General features: G+C 65.6%; 20 protein-coding genes. 9 read left to right on the forward strand and 11 right to left on the reverse strand.

Annotated features, from left to right (window positions below; genetic code table 11):
* Positions 1-13: 13 nt before the first annotated feature.
* Positions 14-1,372 (reverse strand): aspartate aminotransferase family protein, encoded by a 1,359-nt coding sequence (locus tag PUN51_RS09995; RefSeq protein WP_275180773.1) that lies wholly within the window; start codon positions 1,370-1,372, stop codon positions 14-16.
* Between the two features lie 278 nt (positions 1,373-1,650).
* On the opposite strand from PUN51_RS09995, the gene PUN51_RS10000 reads away from it, so the two are divergent.
* Entirely contained in the window at positions 1,651-2,691 is a 1,041-nt protein-coding gene (locus tag PUN51_RS10000; RefSeq protein ID WP_275180774.1) for a phosphotransferase enzyme family protein, read from the forward strand.
* A gap of 73 nt (positions 2,692-2,764) precedes the next feature.
* Positions 2,765-4,198, forward strand: a complete 1,434-nt coding sequence (gene eat, locus PUN51_RS10005; protein ID WP_275180775.1) for an ethanolamine permease — start codon at positions 2,765-2,767, stop codon at positions 4,196-4,198.
* 30 nt (positions 4,199-4,228) lie between these two features.
* Here the strand turns inward: eat and PUN51_RS10010 are convergent, their stop codons facing one another.
* A complete protein-coding gene (locus PUN51_RS10010; RefSeq protein ID WP_275180776.1) occupies positions 4,229-4,759 on the reverse strand; it encodes a GNAT family N-acetyltransferase in 531 nt (176 codons plus the stop codon).
* Positions 4,760-4,949: 190 nt separating this feature from the next.
* Between PUN51_RS10010 and PUN51_RS10015 the strand changes: the two genes are divergently transcribed.
* The 3 genes from PUN51_RS10015 to PUN51_RS10025 all read left to right on the forward strand — a co-directional run bounded on the left by PUN51_RS10015 (position 4,950) and on the right by PUN51_RS10025 (position 6,697).
* Positions 4,950-5,858, forward strand: coding sequence for a patatin-like phospholipase family protein (locus tag PUN51_RS10015; RefSeq protein ID WP_275180777.1), 909 nt, complete (start codon positions 4,950-4,952; stop codon positions 5,856-5,858).
* Positions 5,859-6,111: 253 nt separating this feature from the next.
* Positions 6,112-6,246 (forward strand): hypothetical protein, encoded by a 135-nt coding sequence (locus PUN51_RS10020; RefSeq protein ID WP_275180778.1) that lies wholly within the window; start codon positions 6,112-6,114, stop codon positions 6,244-6,246.
* Between the two features lie 109 nt (positions 6,247-6,355).
* The gene (locus tag PUN51_RS10025; protein ID WP_275180779.1) at positions 6,356-6,697 is read left to right on the forward strand and encodes a hypothetical protein; all 342 of its coding nucleotides are present in this window, start codon (positions 6,356-6,358) and stop codon (positions 6,695-6,697) included.
* Between the two features lie 93 nt (positions 6,698-6,790).
* Here PUN51_RS10025 and PUN51_RS10030 read toward each other — a convergent pair whose 3' ends face one another.
* Both PUN51_RS10030 and PUN51_RS10035 read right to left on the reverse strand, forming a co-directional pair.
* The gene (locus PUN51_RS10030) at positions 6,791-7,075 is read right to left on the reverse strand and encodes a DUF427 domain-containing protein (RefSeq protein WP_275180780.1); all 285 of its coding nucleotides are present in this window, start codon (positions 7,073-7,075) and stop codon (positions 6,791-6,793) included.
* A gap of 100 nt (positions 7,076-7,175) precedes the next feature.
* Positions 7,176-7,535, reverse strand: coding sequence for a VOC family protein (locus PUN51_RS10035; RefSeq protein WP_159630460.1), 360 nt, complete (start codon positions 7,533-7,535; stop codon positions 7,176-7,178).
* Positions 7,536-7,606: 71 nt separating this feature from the next.
* Here PUN51_RS10035 and PUN51_RS10040 point away from each other — a divergent pair, with 71 nt between their 5' ends.
* The gene (locus tag PUN51_RS10040) at positions 7,607-7,915 is read left to right on the forward strand and encodes a hypothetical protein (protein WP_275180781.1); all 309 of its coding nucleotides are present in this window, start codon (positions 7,607-7,609) and stop codon (positions 7,913-7,915) included.
* A gap of 10 nt (positions 7,916-7,925) precedes the next feature.
* On the opposite strand, the gene PUN51_RS10045 is transcribed toward PUN51_RS10040, so the two are convergent.
* The 3 genes from PUN51_RS10045 to PUN51_RS10055 form a co-directional block, all read right to left on the reverse strand.
* Entirely contained in the window at positions 7,926-8,630 is a 705-nt protein-coding gene (locus PUN51_RS10045; RefSeq protein WP_275180782.1) for an EAL domain-containing protein, read from the reverse strand.
* A gap of 137 nt (positions 8,631-8,767) precedes the next feature.
* Positions 8,768-9,814 carry a muramidase family protein gene (locus tag PUN51_RS10050; protein ID WP_275180783.1) on the reverse strand — a complete coding sequence of 349 codons (1,047 nt, stop codon included), beginning with the start codon at positions 9,812-9,814 and terminating at the stop codon, positions 8,768-8,770.
* Positions 9,815-9,981: 167 nt separating this feature from the next.
* Complete coding sequence (locus PUN51_RS10055) at positions 9,982-10,938, reverse strand: zinc-binding dehydrogenase (protein ID WP_275180784.1); 957 nt, start codon at positions 10,936-10,938, stop codon at positions 9,982-9,984.
* Between the two features lie 159 nt (positions 10,939-11,097).
* On the opposite strand from PUN51_RS10055, the gene PUN51_RS10060 reads away from it, so the two are divergent.
* The 3 genes from PUN51_RS10060 (at position 11,098) to PUN51_RS10070 (ending at position 12,168) form a co-directional block, all read left to right on the forward strand.
* Positions 11,098-11,412, forward strand: coding sequence for an ArsR/SmtB family transcription factor (locus tag PUN51_RS10060; protein ID WP_159630470.1), 315 nt, complete (start codon positions 11,098-11,100; stop codon positions 11,410-11,412).
* The gene (locus PUN51_RS10065) at positions 11,409-11,816 is read left to right on the forward strand and encodes an SRPBCC family protein (protein WP_159630472.1); all 408 of its coding nucleotides are present in this window, start codon (positions 11,409-11,411) and stop codon (positions 11,814-11,816) included. The genes PUN51_RS10060 and PUN51_RS10065 overlap by 4 nt, the downstream gene beginning before the upstream one ends.
* Positions 11,817-11,919: 103 nt before the next feature.
* Positions 11,920-12,168, forward strand: coding sequence for a hypothetical protein (locus PUN51_RS10070; protein ID WP_275180785.1), 249 nt, complete (start codon positions 11,920-11,922; stop codon positions 12,166-12,168).
* A 130-nt stretch (positions 12,169-12,298) separates the two neighbouring features.
* Here PUN51_RS10070 and PUN51_RS10075 read toward each other — a convergent pair whose 3' ends face one another.
* The 4 genes from PUN51_RS10075 to PUN51_RS10090 form a co-directional block, all read right to left on the reverse strand.
* Positions 12,299-12,463, reverse strand: coding sequence for a hypothetical protein (locus tag PUN51_RS10075; RefSeq protein ID WP_275180786.1), 165 nt, complete (start codon positions 12,461-12,463; stop codon positions 12,299-12,301).
* Between the two features lie 132 nt (positions 12,464-12,595).
* Positions 12,596-13,861, reverse strand: coding sequence for a hypothetical protein (locus tag PUN51_RS10080; protein WP_275180787.1), 1,266 nt, complete (start codon positions 13,859-13,861; stop codon positions 12,596-12,598).
* A gap of 238 nt (positions 13,862-14,099) precedes the next feature.
* Positions 14,100-15,866 (reverse strand): DUF5671 domain-containing protein, encoded by a 1,767-nt coding sequence (locus PUN51_RS10085; RefSeq protein ID WP_275180826.1) that lies wholly within the window; start codon positions 15,864-15,866, stop codon positions 14,100-14,102.
* Positions 15,863-16,345: a hypothetical protein gene (locus PUN51_RS10090; RefSeq protein WP_159630476.1), complete on the reverse strand. Its 483-nt coding sequence runs from the start codon at positions 16,343-16,345 to the stop codon at positions 15,863-15,865. The genes PUN51_RS10085 and PUN51_RS10090 overlap by 4 nt, the downstream gene beginning before the upstream one ends.
* Between the last annotated feature and the right edge of the window lie 2 nt (positions 16,346-16,347).

A 16,347-nucleotide genomic window follows, 5' to 3' on the forward strand; every position in this document is an offset into this window, starting at 1 on the left:
TCAAATGTACGGATTACGCGCCCAATGCTGTCAGTGAGTCATCCAGGGCACCCACGAGCCAATCGATATCGGACGCCTGGAAGGCCAGCGGCGGGCGCAGTTTCAGGACATTCCCGTGCGGGCCCGCCACCGAGGTCAGCACGCCGCGTTCGCGCAGCTGCTCCAGCACGGCGAGCGCGAGGTCACGATCCGGTTCCCGGGTGCCGCGGTCCTTCACGAGCTCGAAGCCGATGAACAGTCCTGCACCGCGGACATCGCCCACCGACCCGTGCGTGGCACTAAGACCGGACAGGGCGGAAAACAGCGCCGCCCCAACACGCCGGCTATGCTCCTGCAGGCCTTCCGCGCGGATGGTGGAAAGCACTGCCTGCGCCGCTGCCATGGAGACGGGATTGCCGCCGAAGGTGTTGAAGTAGGGGATGGTGTCACTGAAGGTGGCCAGGACGTCGGCCTTGGCCACCAGCCCGGACACCGGAATTCCGTTGCCCATCGGCTTGCCCAGGGTGACAACGTCGGGGACGATCCCGTGGCGCTGGAATCCCCAAAACGACTCGCCGGTACGGCCGAAACCGGGCTGGACCTCGTCGGCAATGATGATGCCGCCGGCGCGGTGGATGACGTCCGCAGCCTCGCGCAGGTACCCTGCGGGGCCCGGGAGGACGCCGTCGGAGGAGAAGATCGAGTCCGCGATGAAGCCGGCGAAGCGTATGCCGTTCGCCTCCATGTCCGCGATGGCCGCGCGGATCCGGTTGGCGAACCAGGTGCCCAGGCCGGCACCGTCGGGCCCGGCTTCGGCGCCGAGCCTGTAGGCGTCGGGCGCGTCCACCAGGCGTGCGGTGGGTGCCAGCGGCTGTCCGGTGCCCAGTGCCGGCGATACCCCGGAGGTCAGTTCACTGGTGCCGTGGTACGCCTCCCTGGTGGCGATGATGCCTTCGCCTCCGCTGTATGCCTTGGCTACCCGGATGGCGAGGTCGTTCGCTTCGGAGCCCGTGCACATGTACATGGCCTTGTTCAGCCCGGCCGGCATGGTGGACAGGAGGTCGTCCGTGTAGTTCAGGATGTTCTCGTGCAAGTACCGGGTGTGCGTATTAAGCTGCTGCATCTGGGCCGTCACCGCCGCGGTAACAGCAGGATGGCAATGACCCAGGCTGGCCACATTGTTGTACGCGTCCAGGTATTTCCGCCCGGCAGCGTCCCACAGGTACTGTCCTTCGCCGCGGACCAGGTGGACGGGGTTCCGGTAGAAGAGCCGGTAGGAGGCTCCCAGCACGGTGTCGCGGCGCTCGGTCAGCCGGCGGGTTTCAGGGTCCAATCCATCGGCATGCTCTGCGCGAAAGCTGTTGGTGTCCATGATGGTGGAACGGATGACCATGGTGGGTTCCTTGCTGTTTGTGGCGTTTCGACGATGTCCGGACGGGCCCAACCCTCGGATCAATTTCGGTACTTCAAGTATGTTTGGGCGCGCTTGGCCTGATCGGCCCGGACGTGAATCCGGCGTTACGAAAAGCCTGCCAAATTTGAACGGTTTGTTTCCGTGTCGCGGGTTTGTTTCGGGACCGTAAATTCCTCCGGACGGAGGCGGCCTGCGGCGGCCGCCCATGCCATACTCGCTACCGGAGCCCAACCCTCCTCGCCCTCCGAGGAGCATCCATGAACACCATGACAGATACTTCCCCGCTCGCCGTCTTCAATAATCTTCGACGCGGGGAGCCGGCACCTGAGTGGATTGCCGGTGAAGTTACTTCAGCCTGGGGCCTGGATCCCCAGCGCACCGTCATCACCCTGATTGCCGTATCCGAGAACGCCACCTTCCGGATAACAGTCGACGGCGTCCCCGTCTCCGTTCTGCGGGTACACCGCCCCGGGCATGTGGGGGATGCCCGCCAGATCGCCGGTGAGCTGACCTGGGTCCGGCGTCTTGCCGAAGAAGCGGAAGTGCGGGTGCCCGACGTCGTTCCTACCGCCGACGGCCAGCTCCTGCATACCTTCACGGACGGGGGCGGCTCCCAATGGCACTGTGTCGCGTTTGCCTTCGTTTCGGGGGACATCCTGGAGGATTTCGCCGACCCGAGGCCCTATTACGCGGAAATCGGCGCCACCACAGCCCGTCTGCACCAGCAGGTGAAGCGCTGGCAGTTGCCGGATGGATTCACCCGCTTTTCCTGGCAGCTGACAGACATGCTGGGCGCGTCCAGCAGATGGGGTGACTGGCGGGGTGCGAACCTCACCCCTGAACAGGCCTCACTTCTGGCGCAGGCAGAATTCGCCGCAGTTGCGGCGCTCGACGGTCTTCCGGTGTCAGGTGACGCCTGGGGCCTGGTGCACGCCGACCTGAGGCCCTCCAACATCATGATCCACGGCGGCGCGCTCACCGTGATCGACTTCGACGATTGCGGCTTCTCCTGGCTGCTCTACGACTTCGCCTCGGCACTGTCCTTCATCGAACACGAGACATACGCGCCGGACATCGCCAAGAGCTGGGTTGAGGGGTACCGCACCGTCCGCAGCCTCTCGGAGTCCGACCTGAAGCACGCCGCGGCGCTCAGCATGATCCGCCGCCTGACGATGCTCGGCTGGACCACTACCCACCGCTCCGATGCATTGCCTGCTGACCTGTGGGCCGCCCAGATCCCCGGCACGGTGGCTGTCGCCGAGCGCTACCTCGCGTCGCCCACCTGGCTGTTCGACTGACCTGCCCAAGCCGTCCGTTTCGCGCCATTTCCGGCTGCAGCCACCCTCTTCCTCTACTTTCCTGGAGACTCCCATGACTCAAACCCTTCCGGCCGCGGACCAGCGGGCCGTGGACAAGGCCTATTTTGAACAGCGGTCCCTCAGGCGGGGCGCCGCAGGCTGGCTGCTCCTTGCCGGCCTTGGCATTTCGTACGTGATTTCCGGCGATTTTTCGGGCTGGAACTTCGGCCTGGAGGCCGGGGGATGGGGCGGCCTGCTGATCGCCTTCGTCCTGATGGGCGTCATGTACGCCTGCATGGTCTTCGGTCTTGCAGAAATGTCCTCTGCGCTGCCCGTGGCCGGTGCCGGGTACGGCTTTGCCCGCCGCGCGCTCGGCCGTTTGGGCGGATTCGCCACCGGGCTCGCCATCCTCATCGAGTATTCGATAGCGCCTGCGGCGATTGCTGTCTTTATCGGCGGCTATGTGGAAAGCCTGGGACTGTTCGGCATCACGGACGGCTGGCCGGTATACCTCGTGTGCTTCGCGCTGTTCATCGCTATCCACCTGGTTGGCGTCGGTGAGGCTCTTAAGGCAATGTTCGCCATCACGGGAATCGCCGTGGTGGCGCTGATCGCCTTCGTCATCGGCATGGTGCCGCACTTTGATCCCGCAAAGCTGTTCGATATTCCGGTCACTGACGCCGCCGGTGCCAGCGCGTTCCTGCCCAATGGTGCCGGCGGCATCCTCGGCGCGCTGGTCTTCGCCATCTGGTTCTTCCTGGCTGTTGAGGGCGTGCCCCTGGCGGCCGAGGAGGCCGAAAATCCGCAGCGGGACATGCCCCGCGCCATCATCGTCGCAATGGCCGTACTGGCGTTCACCGGCCTGTCCGTCCTGGTTCTTGCTCCGGGCGGAGCCGGGGCGGCGGCGATGAGCACGTCCTCGAGCCCGCTCCCTGACGCCCTGCGCGCTGTCGGCAATGACGGCCTGGCCGTGTTCGTCAACTACGCAGGCCTCGCCGGACTCGTGGCCAGCTTCTTCTCCATCGTCTACGCCTACTCCCGCCAGCTCTTCGCACTGTCCCGCGCAGGCTACCTTCCCACCTGGCTCAGCCGCACCAGCTCACGAAAAACACCCACCTGGGCGCTGATCGTCCCCGGCGCCATCGGCTTCATCCTCGCGGCCGCCGTCGCCGACGGAGACAAACTCATCAACATCGCAGTGTTCGGCGCAGCCGTGTCCTACGTGCTGCTCAACCTCTCCCACATCGTGCTCCGCAGGCGTGAACCGGAGCTGCACCGCCCCTACCGGACCCCTGGCGGCACACTGACCACCGCCGTCGGACTCGTCCTCGCAGTCATCGCGGTCGTGGCCACCTTCGTCGTGGACGTCCAGGCCGCCGCGATCACTGCGGCAATATTCGTCATCGGCCTGCTCTACTTCGCCTTCTACAGCCGCCACCGCCTGGTGGCCGGTGCCCCGGAGGAGGAATTCGCCCGGCTTCGGGCGTCGGAGGCAGAGCTTCGGTGACCGGAGGCGGAAGCTGAATCGAGCGCTGCTTCAGGAGCGGACGACGGCGGGGGCCCACCCGCCGTCGTCCGCTTTCCTTGTGTGGGACAACAGGCGGAGTTCCATAAACACGCTGTGGGGGTCCAGCACGTAGTCGGCGAACGGCGGGCACTCCGTGAACCCGTGCCGGGCGTAGAGCCTCCGCGCGGGCGCAAAGTAGTCCTCGGTTCCAGTTTCCAGGCAGACGCGCTCAAGGTTCCGCGTCCGGGCGGCATCAAGGATGTGCCCGAGCAGGAGGGTGGCCACGCCGCGTCCCCGGGCGGTTGCTGTAGTGCGCATGGACTTGATCTCGCCATGCCTCGCCGTGCCGGCGGGGGAGTCCAGCAGCTTAAGCGCGCCGCACCCCAAAAGGGTGCCGTCCTCACGGGCCGTCCAGAACGTGATCGACGGGGCGGACAGGGCGGAGTGGTCCAGGGCGTGCACGCTTTCGGCGGGCGAGGTGGCGAACATGTCGGCCAGGTGTTCGCTCAGGAGCAGGTGGACGTCATCACGTATGGGGCTGTCCCGGTCAATCGAAATCATCGCTTCAAATTTACCCGTTGCGAACATCAGCCACCGTGTGGCAGGATTCCCCTGATCGTGACCCGGCTCCAGGAGGTGAGACCCATGAATGCTGTATCCGTAATGGGCGCTCCCCCGCAGTCGACGATCAGCGGCTGACCCAGCCGCCACCGGGAGCGCCGCACAGGCACATTCGCGAAAGGCGACTCCCATGAACACAACACCTTCCTCCGTCCCGCACGCCGCTCCGACGGGAAGATCCAAACGCGCCCTGGTCCTTGGAGGCGGTGGCTCCACCGGCAACGCGTGGCTGATCGGCGTCCTCGCCGGCCTGGCAGACGCCGGGCTGGACGTGACCGGCGCCGACCGGGTCATTGGAACATCGGCGGGGTCCACGGCAGCCGCGCAGATTGCCGGCGCCGGGGCCGCCGAACTCTATGCCGCCGTCCTTGACGCTCCGCTTCCGCAGCGGACGCGTCCCACGGGAACGTCCGGCAGTCCGGTGTCCGGCCATCTGGAGCGGACCAGCAGGATCATCGCCGCCTCCGTGGATGCGCCGGACATGCGCCGCAGGATGGGCGCAACGGCACTGGACCTGGCGGCGGCCTACGACGCCTCGGAGCGGTGGCGGGCCACGGTCGCGGCCCGGCTGCCCACGGAAGAATGGCCAGAGCATGAACTGCTGATCACGGCCGTCGATGCGGCTACCGGGGACCCGGCAGTGTTCGACCGCACCAGCGGCATCGACCTGGTTGACGCCGTCGCCGCCAGTTGCTCCAGCGGCTCGGCGTACCGGATTGGGGACAGGAGCTATATCGACGGCGGCTACCGTCGCAACGAGAACGCCGACCTGGCGGCCGGGTGCGGGTGTGTCCTGGTTCTGTCGCCTTTCGGTGGCAGAACGCGGATGCCACTGGAATGGGGCATGCAGCTGGCGGCGCAGGTGGAAGAGCTGCGGGCAGGGGGCAGCAGGGTCGAAGTCATCTTCCCGGACAGCGGGGCCGGGCACATGTTCGGAGCCAACGCAATGGATGTGTCACTCCGTCCCGCAGCAGCCCAGTCCGGATACAACGAAGGAAAAGCCCGCGCCACGATGCTCACAGAATTCTGGAGGAAATGAAATAAGCGAATTTGAGGTTGTTTTCCTGGTGCGCGCAGAGTTTCCGGCTGCTTTCTTGAGGCAAAGCAAAAGAAACGCAAATCCCTGCGGGCCGGCAAAATTTTAAAAAAACCCACCCGGCTCCGAACCCATCCTGCACGCCCGGCAGTGTGCGCCATCATGCCGCTTGCTGACGGGCATTCGCAGGACTGGATAAAAAAATAAAAGTAGGTATGGTATCGGGTAACGCAAAGCAAAGAAAGGCGTGATTCCGATGTCCGAAAAATCCCCCAAAAGCGGCGCCGCGAAAAAAGCCGGCAAGTCCATCCTGGAAAAACGGGCCGACAAAAGAGCGAAAAACGAAAATAACGAACTGAATTTTATAAAACCGCGCAAAAACCAGCGCTGACCATGCCAGCGGGCGGCCGCCCGGGACTCCTAGCCCGCGGCCGCCCGCGCCACAGCGGCAAGCTCCACCGCGCCCACAGCCGGGCGATCAGCCGAAGGACACCACCGTGATGACCTCCCACAACGCTTTAGTCGTCTCCACCCGACTCACCCAGCCAGTCCACCTCCGGCCGATCGACTTTGATGAGACGGCCTTCCAGAAGATCGCCTCCGGCGGCATCGGCCACATCGCCGGCATGGATTGGCGCGTCTATCTGGACAGCCCCACCCATACGCTGGCCACGAATCCCCGCGCTGAGGTGCTCATCCGCGAGGCCGGAATCGATCTCGACGGAACCATCCAGGGGACGGCCCTGTTCCTGGGCCGCGGCCCGTCGGACGGAGAGTGCGACGCTCCCCGCCACCTCATCAGGCTTGCTGTGCAGTTGTTCGACCTGCCGCTCGCCGCTTAGCCGGCCCGGCACTCGATGATGCGTGCCGGGCCACATTGTTGGGGGCGGACGACGGCGGACAAGTATCCGCCGTCGTCCGCTTCACGCGGCCTGTCAGGCCTCGATGGTGACGCCTCGCCAGAACGCAACCCGATCCTCAATATGCTTCGCACGCGGCTTGGGCTCCGGGTAGTACCAGGCCGCGGCCTCGTTCAGCTCGCCGTCAACGTCCAGCGTGTGGTAGCTGGCCGTGCCCTTCCACGGGCAGAAGGTGTTCTTGCCGCTGTCCCGCAAATACGCGGGATTGACGGCGTCGCGCGGGAAATAGTGGTTTCCCTCCACCACCACCGTGTCCGCGGATTCGGCGATGACTTTTCCGTTCCAGACAGCCCTGACCATGAGATCCCTTCCGTCGGTTCCACCGCATCGGGATGCGGTACGTGTACGGATGCCAACGGGCCGCGCACCGGGCTTGTTCCCGGGATGCCGGGGCCCGGTCCTACCGTGGACTCTTGTCGATGACGCAGAACCGGTTCCCGTCCGGATCCTCCAGGACCACGAAGTCGGGGTCCTCCGGGTACGAGTCCCAGTCCACGCGCCGTGCGCCGAGCGCGACCAGGCGCTCCACCTCCGCGGACTGGTCGTCCGCATACAGGTCCAGGTGGATCCGCGGGTGGTCCTGGACCGGGGTTTCGCTGAGCATGAGGGACAGTTCCGTGCCCGGGCCCGACGACGGTACAAGGGTCACCCACGTCTCGTCGCCGGCCTCCCGGGGGACATAGCTGATGGCGTCGTTCCAGAACTTGGTGGCGGCGGCGACGTCGTTGACGCCGAGGACAATGGTTCCTATAGTCAACATCCGGCCAGCCTAGACCCGATCCGCCTGGCCCGGTAGGTACCGGGAGCCGGGGCACGGCTAGACTCGCGGGCATGGGGGAAGACAACAACACACCTGAAGAACACCGACCGTCGAAGCACGCCAAAGTTCCTGCCGCCGCGGTGCCTTTGCTGGGAATTGCGGCAGTGCTGTCGGGCGTCCTCATCGCCTACCTGAACCGCGATTTCACTGGCTGGTTCGCCTACGCACCGCTCAGCAATAAGCCGTTCGTTGCCAACGGGGCCGCCTTCGTCACGCAAGGCACTCAGATCGGGTTGGCTGTCATGGTGGCCGGACTGCTGGTGCTCGCGTTCTGGGCGGGGTACAGGCTGGGCCGCATGGGAAGATCCGGCCAGGAGTGAGGGGCCGGGGCTAGGCGGCAGGGATGCCAAGCGCCCGGATTCCCGGCAGGGCCTCGAATTCCGGTTTGGCGAACCAGTAGCCCTGGAACAAGCGGACTCCACCGGCTTTCAGGACCCGGAACTCCTCCTCGGTTTCCACGCCCTCTGCAAGCACCGTGATTCCCAGCTCCTTTGCGATGCCGCCGATGCCGGCCACCACTGCCTGCCGTGCCGGGCTGGTGTCTATGCCACGGATCAGCTTCATGTCGATCTTCAACAAGTCCGGCTGGAAGTCCACCAACAGACCCAGCCCCGCATGGCCGGCACCGAAATCGTCGATGGCTGTGGTGAAGCCCTGTTTACGGTACTCGGTGATGATGCTGGTCAGGTGGGCGGTGTCGGTGACTTCTTCGTTCTCCGTAAACTCGAACATGATGGACGATGTCGGAAAGCCACAGCGCTTCGCGGCATGGAGGGTGGCGCGGAGGCAGGCCGCCGGCTCATAGACCGCATTGGGCATGAAGTTGATGGACAGCACCAGCTCCTCATCCGCCGGGAACAGCCGTGATGCCAGCTCGATGGCCTTAACCCGGCAGTCCTGGTCGAAACGGTACCGCTGCTCCGGCAGCACTTTTCCCAGGACCTCGTAGGCGCCCTCGCCGGACAAGCCCCTGACCAGGGCCTCATAGCCCCAGACGCGGTGCGCCCCAGCGTCGAAAATCGGCTGGAAGGCCATGCTGAAGTCAAAGTCCAGCCGCGAAGATGTGGTGCAGCCGTCACACGCCAATGTCGGGTCCTCTCTCGGGTTACTCCAGAGTAGGGCACCCCAGGTCTCTGCCCGCAGTGAATGGGCCGGGTCACTGAGTGTTGACGTTAGCGTTCGGGATTATTGATGGGCTTGTCCAGCGCCACACTGATGGTCTGCCCGGGTGCCAGTTCCCCGGCCGGCAGGTCGGTAAATTCGTACCACGCCCCGCCTGTTCCTTTGCTGGGGCGATTGGCCGCGCGCAGGTCAGTCGCGCCGAAGCGGAAGACGATCTGACGCTCCGTGTCCCCGGGCGCCGTGGTGTAGGTCAGCGGAATCCCGTTGGCGTCTGCGGTGAAGCTTCCCTGTGCGCCCTCAATCTTCAGTGCGCCCGGAATCAGGCGAACCTTCGTACCGGCAGGAATGGGCTGGTCCGCCACCAAGGATGGGTTGTACAGCAGGATCTGTGCGGTGGTTGAGCGGAACTTGTAGCCAAGGCTGTCGAACGAGTCGCCGTCCACCGTGGTGTAGAAGACCGTCTGGCCGAACGAGTTGTTGACCTCTGTGCCGGACCCCGAGCGGCTGTCCACCGGGTTTTTTTGCAGGCGGATGGCCCTTCCGGCCTGGATGAAGAAGACGTTCCCCTTTTCGTAGGCGAACGGAACCTTATTCGCTTCCGCCAACTGCTCCTCGGTCAGGTTGAACCGGTAGGTGATGCCGGCCAGGCTGTCGTCGGGTTCCACTGTGTAATCCATTGGAATGCCGTTTACGTCGCCCGTGGCAGCGCCCATTGCGCCCCGCGTTGGACCGGACGGCAGCAGCCGGAGCTTCGTGCCCGGAGTGAGGGGAGTTCCGGGCTGGAGTCCGTTAAACTCTGCGACCTTTGCCTCGGAAAGCTTGTATGCCTTCGCTACTGCTGCGAGCGTGTCGCCCGCCGCCGTGGTGTAAAAGTCCACGTTGCCAAACGAGTCCCGCACGGTTTCTCCACTCAACGCGGGCTTCGCGGCGGAGGACGTGGTGGGGGCGGGTGTGGACTGGACGGCGGCCGCCGGCTCTGCCGCGTGATCAGAGTAGGTACATCCCGCCAACCCGGCCAGCAGCAGGACAATTGCCGCGGTATGCGGCCAGGCCACGCGCTTGGACTGCGTCTTTGATGTAGTGCAAGTTTCCACCATGGATATGTCCCCCAATAAGTCCGGCGCAGCCGGGTCAAGGTCCACAACGGACCAAAAGTGAGCCTAGTGGATGAACCGTGGGCGTGCCGCAGCAGCCGTCAAAAAAAGCAAGCGGACGACGGCGCGACCCGGCCGCCGTCGTCCGCTCAGCCCAGTGCGCGGCTGATTCAGTCCTCGTAGACCGCGATAAAGCGGCCCACCACGCCGCCCTTGCGCAGCTTGTCGATGGCGCCGGGGATATCGGCCTGCTGGATGAGGTTCATCGGCGGGTTCAGTTCGCCCGACTTCATGAGGGCGTAGAGGTTCTCGAGGTCCTCCTTGGTGCCCGACTTGGATCCCTTGATGGACAGCTGGTTGATGATCAGCGGGTAGGTGTTGATGGTCGCCTCAAGGCGTCCCATGCCCACCTGGACCAGCGTGCCGAACTCGGCGAGGGTCTCAAGTGCCGCGGAGGTGGTGGTGCCGAACCCGGCGTAATCAACGATCAGGTCCAGGTTCTTGTCCTTGAATTCGGTGATGGAGTCAGCCACTCCGGCCAGGCCGATCTCGTCCGCGAGCTTCTGTGTCTCGGGGTTCACCTCGGCGCCATAGACCTCTGCGCCTGACAGTGCTGCGACGCGGGCGCCGATGTAGCCCAGTCCGCCCAGGCCGATCACGCCTACCTTCATGCCCGCCTTGGCCCCGCCCACGGCCATGATGGCGTGGTAGGCGGTAAGTCCGGCATCGGTGGCCATCGCACCCAGCTCGAAGGAGACCTCATCGGGCAGTTTCACCAGGTTGTCGTCGGTGGCGAGCAGTTTGGGGCCGAAGCCGCCGTCCCATTTGCCGTAACCCAGCGCGTCGCCGTCCTTCATGACGGGGGAGAGGCCAACCCGGTCGCCCACCTTCCAGTGCTCCATGCCGGGGCCTACTTCGGTGATGACGCCGGCATTTTCGTGGCCCATGGTGCGGGGGAGTTCCGGGAACAGCGGCATCCAGCCGGCGTCGTCGAGGGCGGTCACGTCCGAGTGGCACACCCCGGCGGCTCTGACGCTGACTACTACCTGGCCCGGACCGGCACTGGGTTCAGCCACTTCGTTGAGGGTGAGGGGGTTATTAGTGCCGGTGAACTGCCATGCCTTCATGGGGCATTCTCCTTCGGTCCGTTAGGTAAGTTCATGCATTTGCATGCAATTACAGCGTACGCCTGTTTCGGCCCAGCGTAGCCCTGATGCGATACGGGGAACATGGCCGCCTTCTGCCCTTTTCGGATAGGTCGGAAATTTCCGACGTATAATGAAAATGTGCTTCCCGATATCTTCGCCGCCGTATCCAACCCGGCGCGGCGGAAAATCCTGGACGAGCTGCGCCAGGGACCCAGGACCGCTGGTGAACTCACCGGCCTGCTGGACCTCAGCCGTCCGGCAGCGTCGGAGCACCTCGCCGTGCTCCGGGATGCAGGGCTGGTGCGGGAGGAACGGCAGGGGCGGAACAGGGTGTACCACCTCCAGCCGGCGCCCCTCGCCGAGGTTGGCACCTGGGTGAAGCACTTCGAGCACTACTGGAACCAGCGGCTGGATGCGCTGGCAGACCTTCTGGACGAGGAGAAACCGACATGACCGACAACGCGATCAGGCTGGAACGCCGCTACCCGCACCCCGCCGCCGCCGTCTGGGCCGCCCTGACAACCCCGGAACTGCTGGCCCGCTGGTGGGCGCCAGGCAACATCGCACCCGTTGCAGGGCACCGCTTCACCATGGACATGGACGCCTGGGGCCAGCAGCAGTGCGAGGTCCTTGCCGTAGACCCCGGAAAGTCCATCAGCTTCCTGTTCTCCGAAGGCCAGCTGGACACCACCATCACCTGGCGCCTTGAGCCCGTCGAGGACGGCACCGTCCTCCACTTTGAACACGCCGGCTTCCAGCTCGACACACCCATGGGCCGCCACGCCATCGAAGGCATGGGCAACGGCTGGCCGGGGCTGCTGACCCGCATCGACGGGCTTCTCGCCGAAGCAGCCTGACGTTGCAGGGGAAGGGACGACGGCGGGACGCGGCCGCCGTCGTCCCTTCCCCTGGGATCCTTCCGCCCGTTTACTGCCGGACGGAGAAGGGTAACGATGGAGTATGACTGATTCCGGAGCGGGCGGAGCCAACGATCCCTTTGACGGCAACGACGGGATTGTGGGCGGCAGCGGACACGTCGAGACGCCTGAGAGCATTGCCGAGGATGTCCGCCACGACATCCAACTGGGCCAGGTCCAGGACGACGTAGCCCATGTCCTTGAAGAACGGTTCGAGGAAGCGGGCATTGAGGCACGCCCCGAAGAAGTGGATGACCTCGCCGAGGAAATCGAGCGGGACGCTTCCAGCTGAACATCACCCGGGCGGGCCTGAAACGGCGGGTAACGACCTGGGCCAGTGCGCTGGCCGTGTTGGGCGCATGGCTCTGAGGAGTCATACCGGTGGTCCAGGTGGCCCGTCCCGTCAGCCCGGCAAGCGGACGCTAGGGCCAGTCTGCCCGGGTGAACCTGACGGGGCTGTGCAACGTCAGGAGACAGTCAGACGTCCATTCCGCCAGCTTCTGCTGTACGTCCAGTGAATCCGCCACAGCGACCTGCTGCGCATCCTGGTCCGTGGCGTCCTGAAGACCTTCGACTGAGCTTTTCACTTATCCCCCTTGCAAGCGTGTGTGCCCACACTAGGCACCCCCGAATGCCAAGGGAAGAGGGTTAATCCACCAGCCGGATAAACTGCGCAAATCTTGAGGAAGGCTGCCAGCGGAGATGGACCGGTGGCACATTCACTTTCCTGCACGGGAGAAAACAGCGTCGAAGAAAGATGCCAGCGCGTCGGCCCTGGACTGTGCCTCGGCCTGGGAAGCCGTGCCGCTGGCAGCCTCGATGGACAGTGTTCCCCGGCGCGCCCCGCACCGCACGTGCCATTGGCCTGTGCCGTCGCTGAGCTGATAGGCAACGGCGTAGCTCGAATCAGCGGTGATGGCGGTGGCCAATGCGGCAACAGGAGACCACGTCCGGCCCGTGCCCTCGAACAGGATTTCCTGCACAGAGGTACAGCTGCGGAGCCGTTCCGCTCTGGCGTCGAACGGGTAGGGCGGCTGCGCAGTCGACGGCATATTGACGGCGGTGAAGTCGGTGTAGTCCATCTTGGTCGCACCCTGGATCTGCCCCTGCCCGGAGACGGAACCAGCCAGCGACGCGGTGTACGCCTGGTCATCGAAGGTGCAGGGGGAGTCGGCCGGCGGCGTCAGGACTGTGGGCGTGGAGCCTTGGGGAGGCCCAATGATCCCCGCCTGCGGCAGGCTCACCGTTTCCCCGCCGGGGGCGGTCATGCCCTTGAACAGCGCCACCATCTGCTCAGGCGTCATTGAGTTTGGAGCGCTTGGTTCCGCTGGTGCTTGGGGGCCGCCCGCTTCGCTGATGAGCTCCTTCGCCAGTTCCGCCATCGAATCCACGGCCGGTTTGGCGTCGGCTTCAGAGTTCAGGGTGGCAACAGAGAGCGTAAGCGTGATGGACAGGGCGCCGTCCAGGACACGCAATCCGGCCATGCCGAAGTCTCCTGGGCCCTTCGGGCTGGTGACCTGCGTGAACGCATGCTGCTTGTCGGCGATGGGGGGAGCGGCCAACAACTGGAGGGCGTAGGTGGAGGTCCTGCCCGACTCGGTGTATGCCAGATCGAACTGGCTGCAGCGGGCCGCGAGGTCATCCCCGTAACCGAAATCGGCCTTGGCGAGGACGTCCTGGTCCGCAGACCGCAACACGATCATGATGGTGCTGGTGGGGCCGGACTGCCCGCCGGCCGGCGGCATGATGCCCTCGGCGAAGTTGATGTTCTTGTCGGCCCAGCGGGTGAACGGGTCCTGGGGAACCAGGGCAGCGCAGTCACCCGGGGTGGTTTCCGTCCGGGTTTGCGGGAGTGACCCGCTTGCCGCACCCGAGCGCAGGCGCGTTGAGTCCTGGGCCGTAGGATGCGGCAGGTTGCGCGACCGTCCCACGCCGTTGATGATGGCTGCAAGTTCCGCGTCCGAGAAGGGCTTGGACGGTGACACTGCTGGCCCTGGGATGGAAGGGGAGGCGGAGGCGGGAGAGGCAGAACTGCCGGATGGGCCGCTTGGCGGGGGTGTACCGCCGGGTGTGCACGCGGCCAAGGCGAGGAGGACCGCCGCCAGGCATCCGAGGCCGCTCCTGCTGTTCCGTCCCGAGGTGGCACCACCATGCTTCACCGGTCCACGAACAGCCATCGCCGGCCTCCTTTGCCATCACGCTAGGCTCCGGCTTCCGCGCCAGCTAGGGCCGTAGTACCCGGCCAGTCGCGTGGCCATCAAGGGCGGGACGGCCGTCAAGGACTGCAGCGCCACCAACGCCGACCAACGGGATGACCTCCAGCCGGTTCCCCGGGCCTGCAACGACCAGGATCTGCTGCGTTGTGGCGCCCTCCAGTGCCGCCGTCACCTGCCGGATGAGATCCCCGGCCACGGGTGAAGGCTCAGTCGACGGCGGAAGTCCGGGGCCGCCGTCGTCCGCCCGCAGCCAGATGGTCACCTTGGCGCCGGTGCCGTCAGCGATGCCGCGGGCCAATGCCTCGGGATCCACGGAACCTGCTGGGTATCCGCTGACCAGGGTGACCCGCTCAACGACGCGCTTGTGCGCGGGCGCCGCGGCGGCAAGCAGTGCCCGGTCATGCCGCCAGAGCGCGAAGTGGTAGCCCGCGACGAGGCCTGCCGCCACGAGGAGGCCGAGGGGTGCGCGGACGCGGTCCAGGAGGCTTCCGCCGGTGACGTCGCCCAGCAGGAATTCGAAGAGCCGGTAGCCGATGACCAGCAGCGTAATGAGGGCCACCACGGCACTGACGCCGAAGAATGCCACCAGGTAGACTCGCCGGCCGGGCGGAATGTCCCCAGCGGTGCGCGGCTGGTGCCTCGGCTTCCAGGCCAGCCACCAGACCGGTGCCCCCACCACCAGCGAACTGATGCCGCCCAGAAGCAGCGTGCGGGTGGCGCCGCCGGCCAAGGGTGAGACGGCGGCGGCCAGCAGGGCATTGACCACAACGCCGATGCCGGAAGCTGCCGCAGCGAGGGCTACAGCGGACGTCACCAGGAGGCTGGCGCGGCGGGTCCTGATGGAACGGGTGACGGACGTGGTGCGGTGGTAGCGCCAGACCAGGGCCCCGATGACAGCGGACGCGATGGCTGGGGCGAGTGGCTCGAGCAGGTCGTTGAGGGGGTCGCTCCGGTCGAACGCCAGCCGCAGGAGGACGAACAGGATGACCCCGAGGCCGCCCAGGGCGGTGATGCCGGCGACGAAGATGCCCACGGCGATGATGGTGACGTCCACCAGCCCTGTCTGGAACCGCCGGCCGCCCTCCCGGAACCAGTGCCACCACCAGACCACAGCCCCGCCGGCGGCCCATACCAGGGACCGCAGGACAGGGAACCACCACGGCTCAAAGGCTGCCGCTGCCGTGAAACCGCGGATTGCCACGTCCAGCAGGGTGCCCAGCGCGGCGATGGCGGCTCCGGCGCCCAGCAGCAGCCCAAAGACGGAGCCGACGACGGCCCGCACGTCCTCGAGATGTGATGACGGTTTGCGGGGATGCTTCCACATCCACCGGTTCCACCACCAGATAGCCGACCACACCATCCCGTTGGCCAGCGGGGACTGCCATTGGCTTTCCTGCGTATCAATGAAGGAGGTGGCCAGATTCAACAGTGAGGTGGTGGCGATGATCAGCGAAACCGCGTACATCCCGGTCAGGTAGAGGCCCCACCCGGGCGCCCGGCGTTCCGACTCGTCATCAAGGCGTCTCCACACGAACCACCACAGCAGCAGCGCCAGCGGGCCGCCGATCAGGGTGAAGGCCAGGGACAGCGCCAGGCCGGCCACATCACCGGAGACCAGAGTGGATGCCGTCCGGAAAAGCCGCTCCAGCAGTCCCTGGAGCCCTGAGGCCGAGATTACCACCAGGGCAAACAGCAGGACGTACAGGATCAGCCGGCGCAGGGTTGCCAGCCCGCCCGCCGGGGCAGGGACGCTGGTTGCTGCCGGCGCCGTCATGGCTTCACCGGCACAACGGTGCAGTCCACCAGTGGGTACGGTGGCTGGTCGATCAGCCATTTGCCGTTCACCTTCAGGAGCGAGAAGGCGTCCTCCATTTCGTACTCCGACGGGCCAAACGGTCCACCTTGGGACGATCGGACGATCGAAACTTTCACCGTGGCTGAATTGGTGCGTTCCGTCGTCGAAACCAAGACAACCCGCGCTGGTGCCGGCTCGCTGACGTAGGCGCCCCGACACCGGCTCTTGGCACCCTCGGTGAGGTACGACTGGGCAGTGGTGCTGTCGCCGTCGATCACTGCCTTGCTGTACCGCTGGACCACCCCGGCCGGGCTCGCCTCATCGAGGGGAGCCGGCTCGCCGCGGGTGAAGACCACCGCGAGGGCAACCACCACCAGCAGAACCACCACCCCCACCAGCGCGAGCAGGATCCGGTCCGGTCTTCGCGCAGTGTGCTCCCTGGCGGCAGTCTCGTCCATGG

Source organism: Arthrobacter sp. NQ4 (assembly GCF_029077345.1).
GTDB lineage: Bacteria > Actinomycetota > Actinomycetes > Actinomycetales > Micrococcaceae > Arthrobacter.

What these genes read in the sequence shown, in the direction of transcription:
- PUN51_RS10070 (WP_275180785.1), top strand. Translation starts at nt 11,920, where the DNA reads ATGACTGATTCCGGAGCGGGCGGAGCCAACGATCCCTTTGACGGCAAC.
- PUN51_RS10020 (WP_275180778.1), top strand. Translation starts at nt 6,112, where the DNA reads ATGTCCGAAAAATCCCCCAAAAGCGGCGCCGCGAAAAAAGCCGGCAAG.
- PUN51_RS10010 (WP_275180776.1), bottom strand. Translation starts at nt 4,759, where the DNA reads ATGATTTCGATTGACCGGGACAGCCCCATACGTGATGACGTCCACCTG.
- PUN51_RS09995 (WP_275180773.1), bottom strand. Translation starts at nt 1,372, where the DNA reads ATGGTCATCCGTTCCACCATCATGGACACCAACAGCTTTCGCGCAGAG.
- PUN51_RS10025 (WP_275180779.1), top strand. Translation starts at nt 6,356, where the DNA reads ATGACCTCCCACAACGCTTTAGTCGTCTCCACCCGACTCACCCAGCCA.
- PUN51_RS10065 (WP_159630472.1), top strand. Translation starts at nt 11,409, where the DNA reads ATGACCGACAACGCGATCAGGCTGGAACGCCGCTACCCGCACCCCGCC.
- PUN51_RS10000 (WP_275180774.1), top strand. Translation starts at nt 1,651, where the DNA reads ATGAACACCATGACAGATACTTCCCCGCTCGCCGTCTTCAATAATCTT.
- PUN51_RS10055 (WP_275180784.1), bottom strand. Translation starts at nt 10,938, where the DNA reads ATGAAGGCATGGCAGTTCACCGGCACTAATAACCCCCTCACCCTCAAC.
- PUN51_RS10050 (WP_275180783.1), bottom strand. Translation starts at nt 9,814, where the DNA reads ATGGTGGAAACTTGCACTACATCAAAGACGCAGTCCAAGCGCGTGGCC.
- PUN51_RS10035 (WP_159630460.1), bottom strand. Translation starts at nt 7,535, where the DNA reads ATGTTGACTATAGGAACCATTGTCCTCGGCGTCAACGACGTCGCCGCC.
- PUN51_RS10040 (WP_275180781.1), top strand. Translation starts at nt 7,607, where the DNA reads ATGGGGGAAGACAACAACACACCTGAAGAACACCGACCGTCGAAGCAC.
- eat (WP_275180775.1), top strand. Translation starts at nt 2,765, where the DNA reads ATGACTCAAACCCTTCCGGCCGCGGACCAGCGGGCCGTGGACAAGGCC.
- PUN51_RS10090 (WP_159630476.1), bottom strand. Translation starts at nt 16,345, where the DNA reads ATGGACGAGACTGCCGCCAGGGAGCACACTGCGCGAAGACCGGACCGG.
- PUN51_RS10015 (WP_275180777.1), top strand. Translation starts at nt 4,950, where the DNA reads ATGAACACAACACCTTCCTCCGTCCCGCACGCCGCTCCGACGGGAAGA.
- PUN51_RS10030 (WP_275180780.1), bottom strand. Translation starts at nt 7,075, where the DNA reads ATGGTCAGGGCTGTCTGGAACGGAAAAGTCATCGCCGAATCCGCGGAC.
- PUN51_RS10085 (WP_275180826.1), bottom strand. Translation starts at nt 15,866, where the DNA reads ATGACGGCGCCGGCAGCAACCAGCGTCCCTGCCCCGGCGGGCGGGCTG.
- PUN51_RS10045 (WP_275180782.1), bottom strand. Translation starts at nt 8,630, where the DNA reads ATGGCCTTCCAGCCGATTTTCGACGCTGGGGCGCACCGCGTCTGGGGC.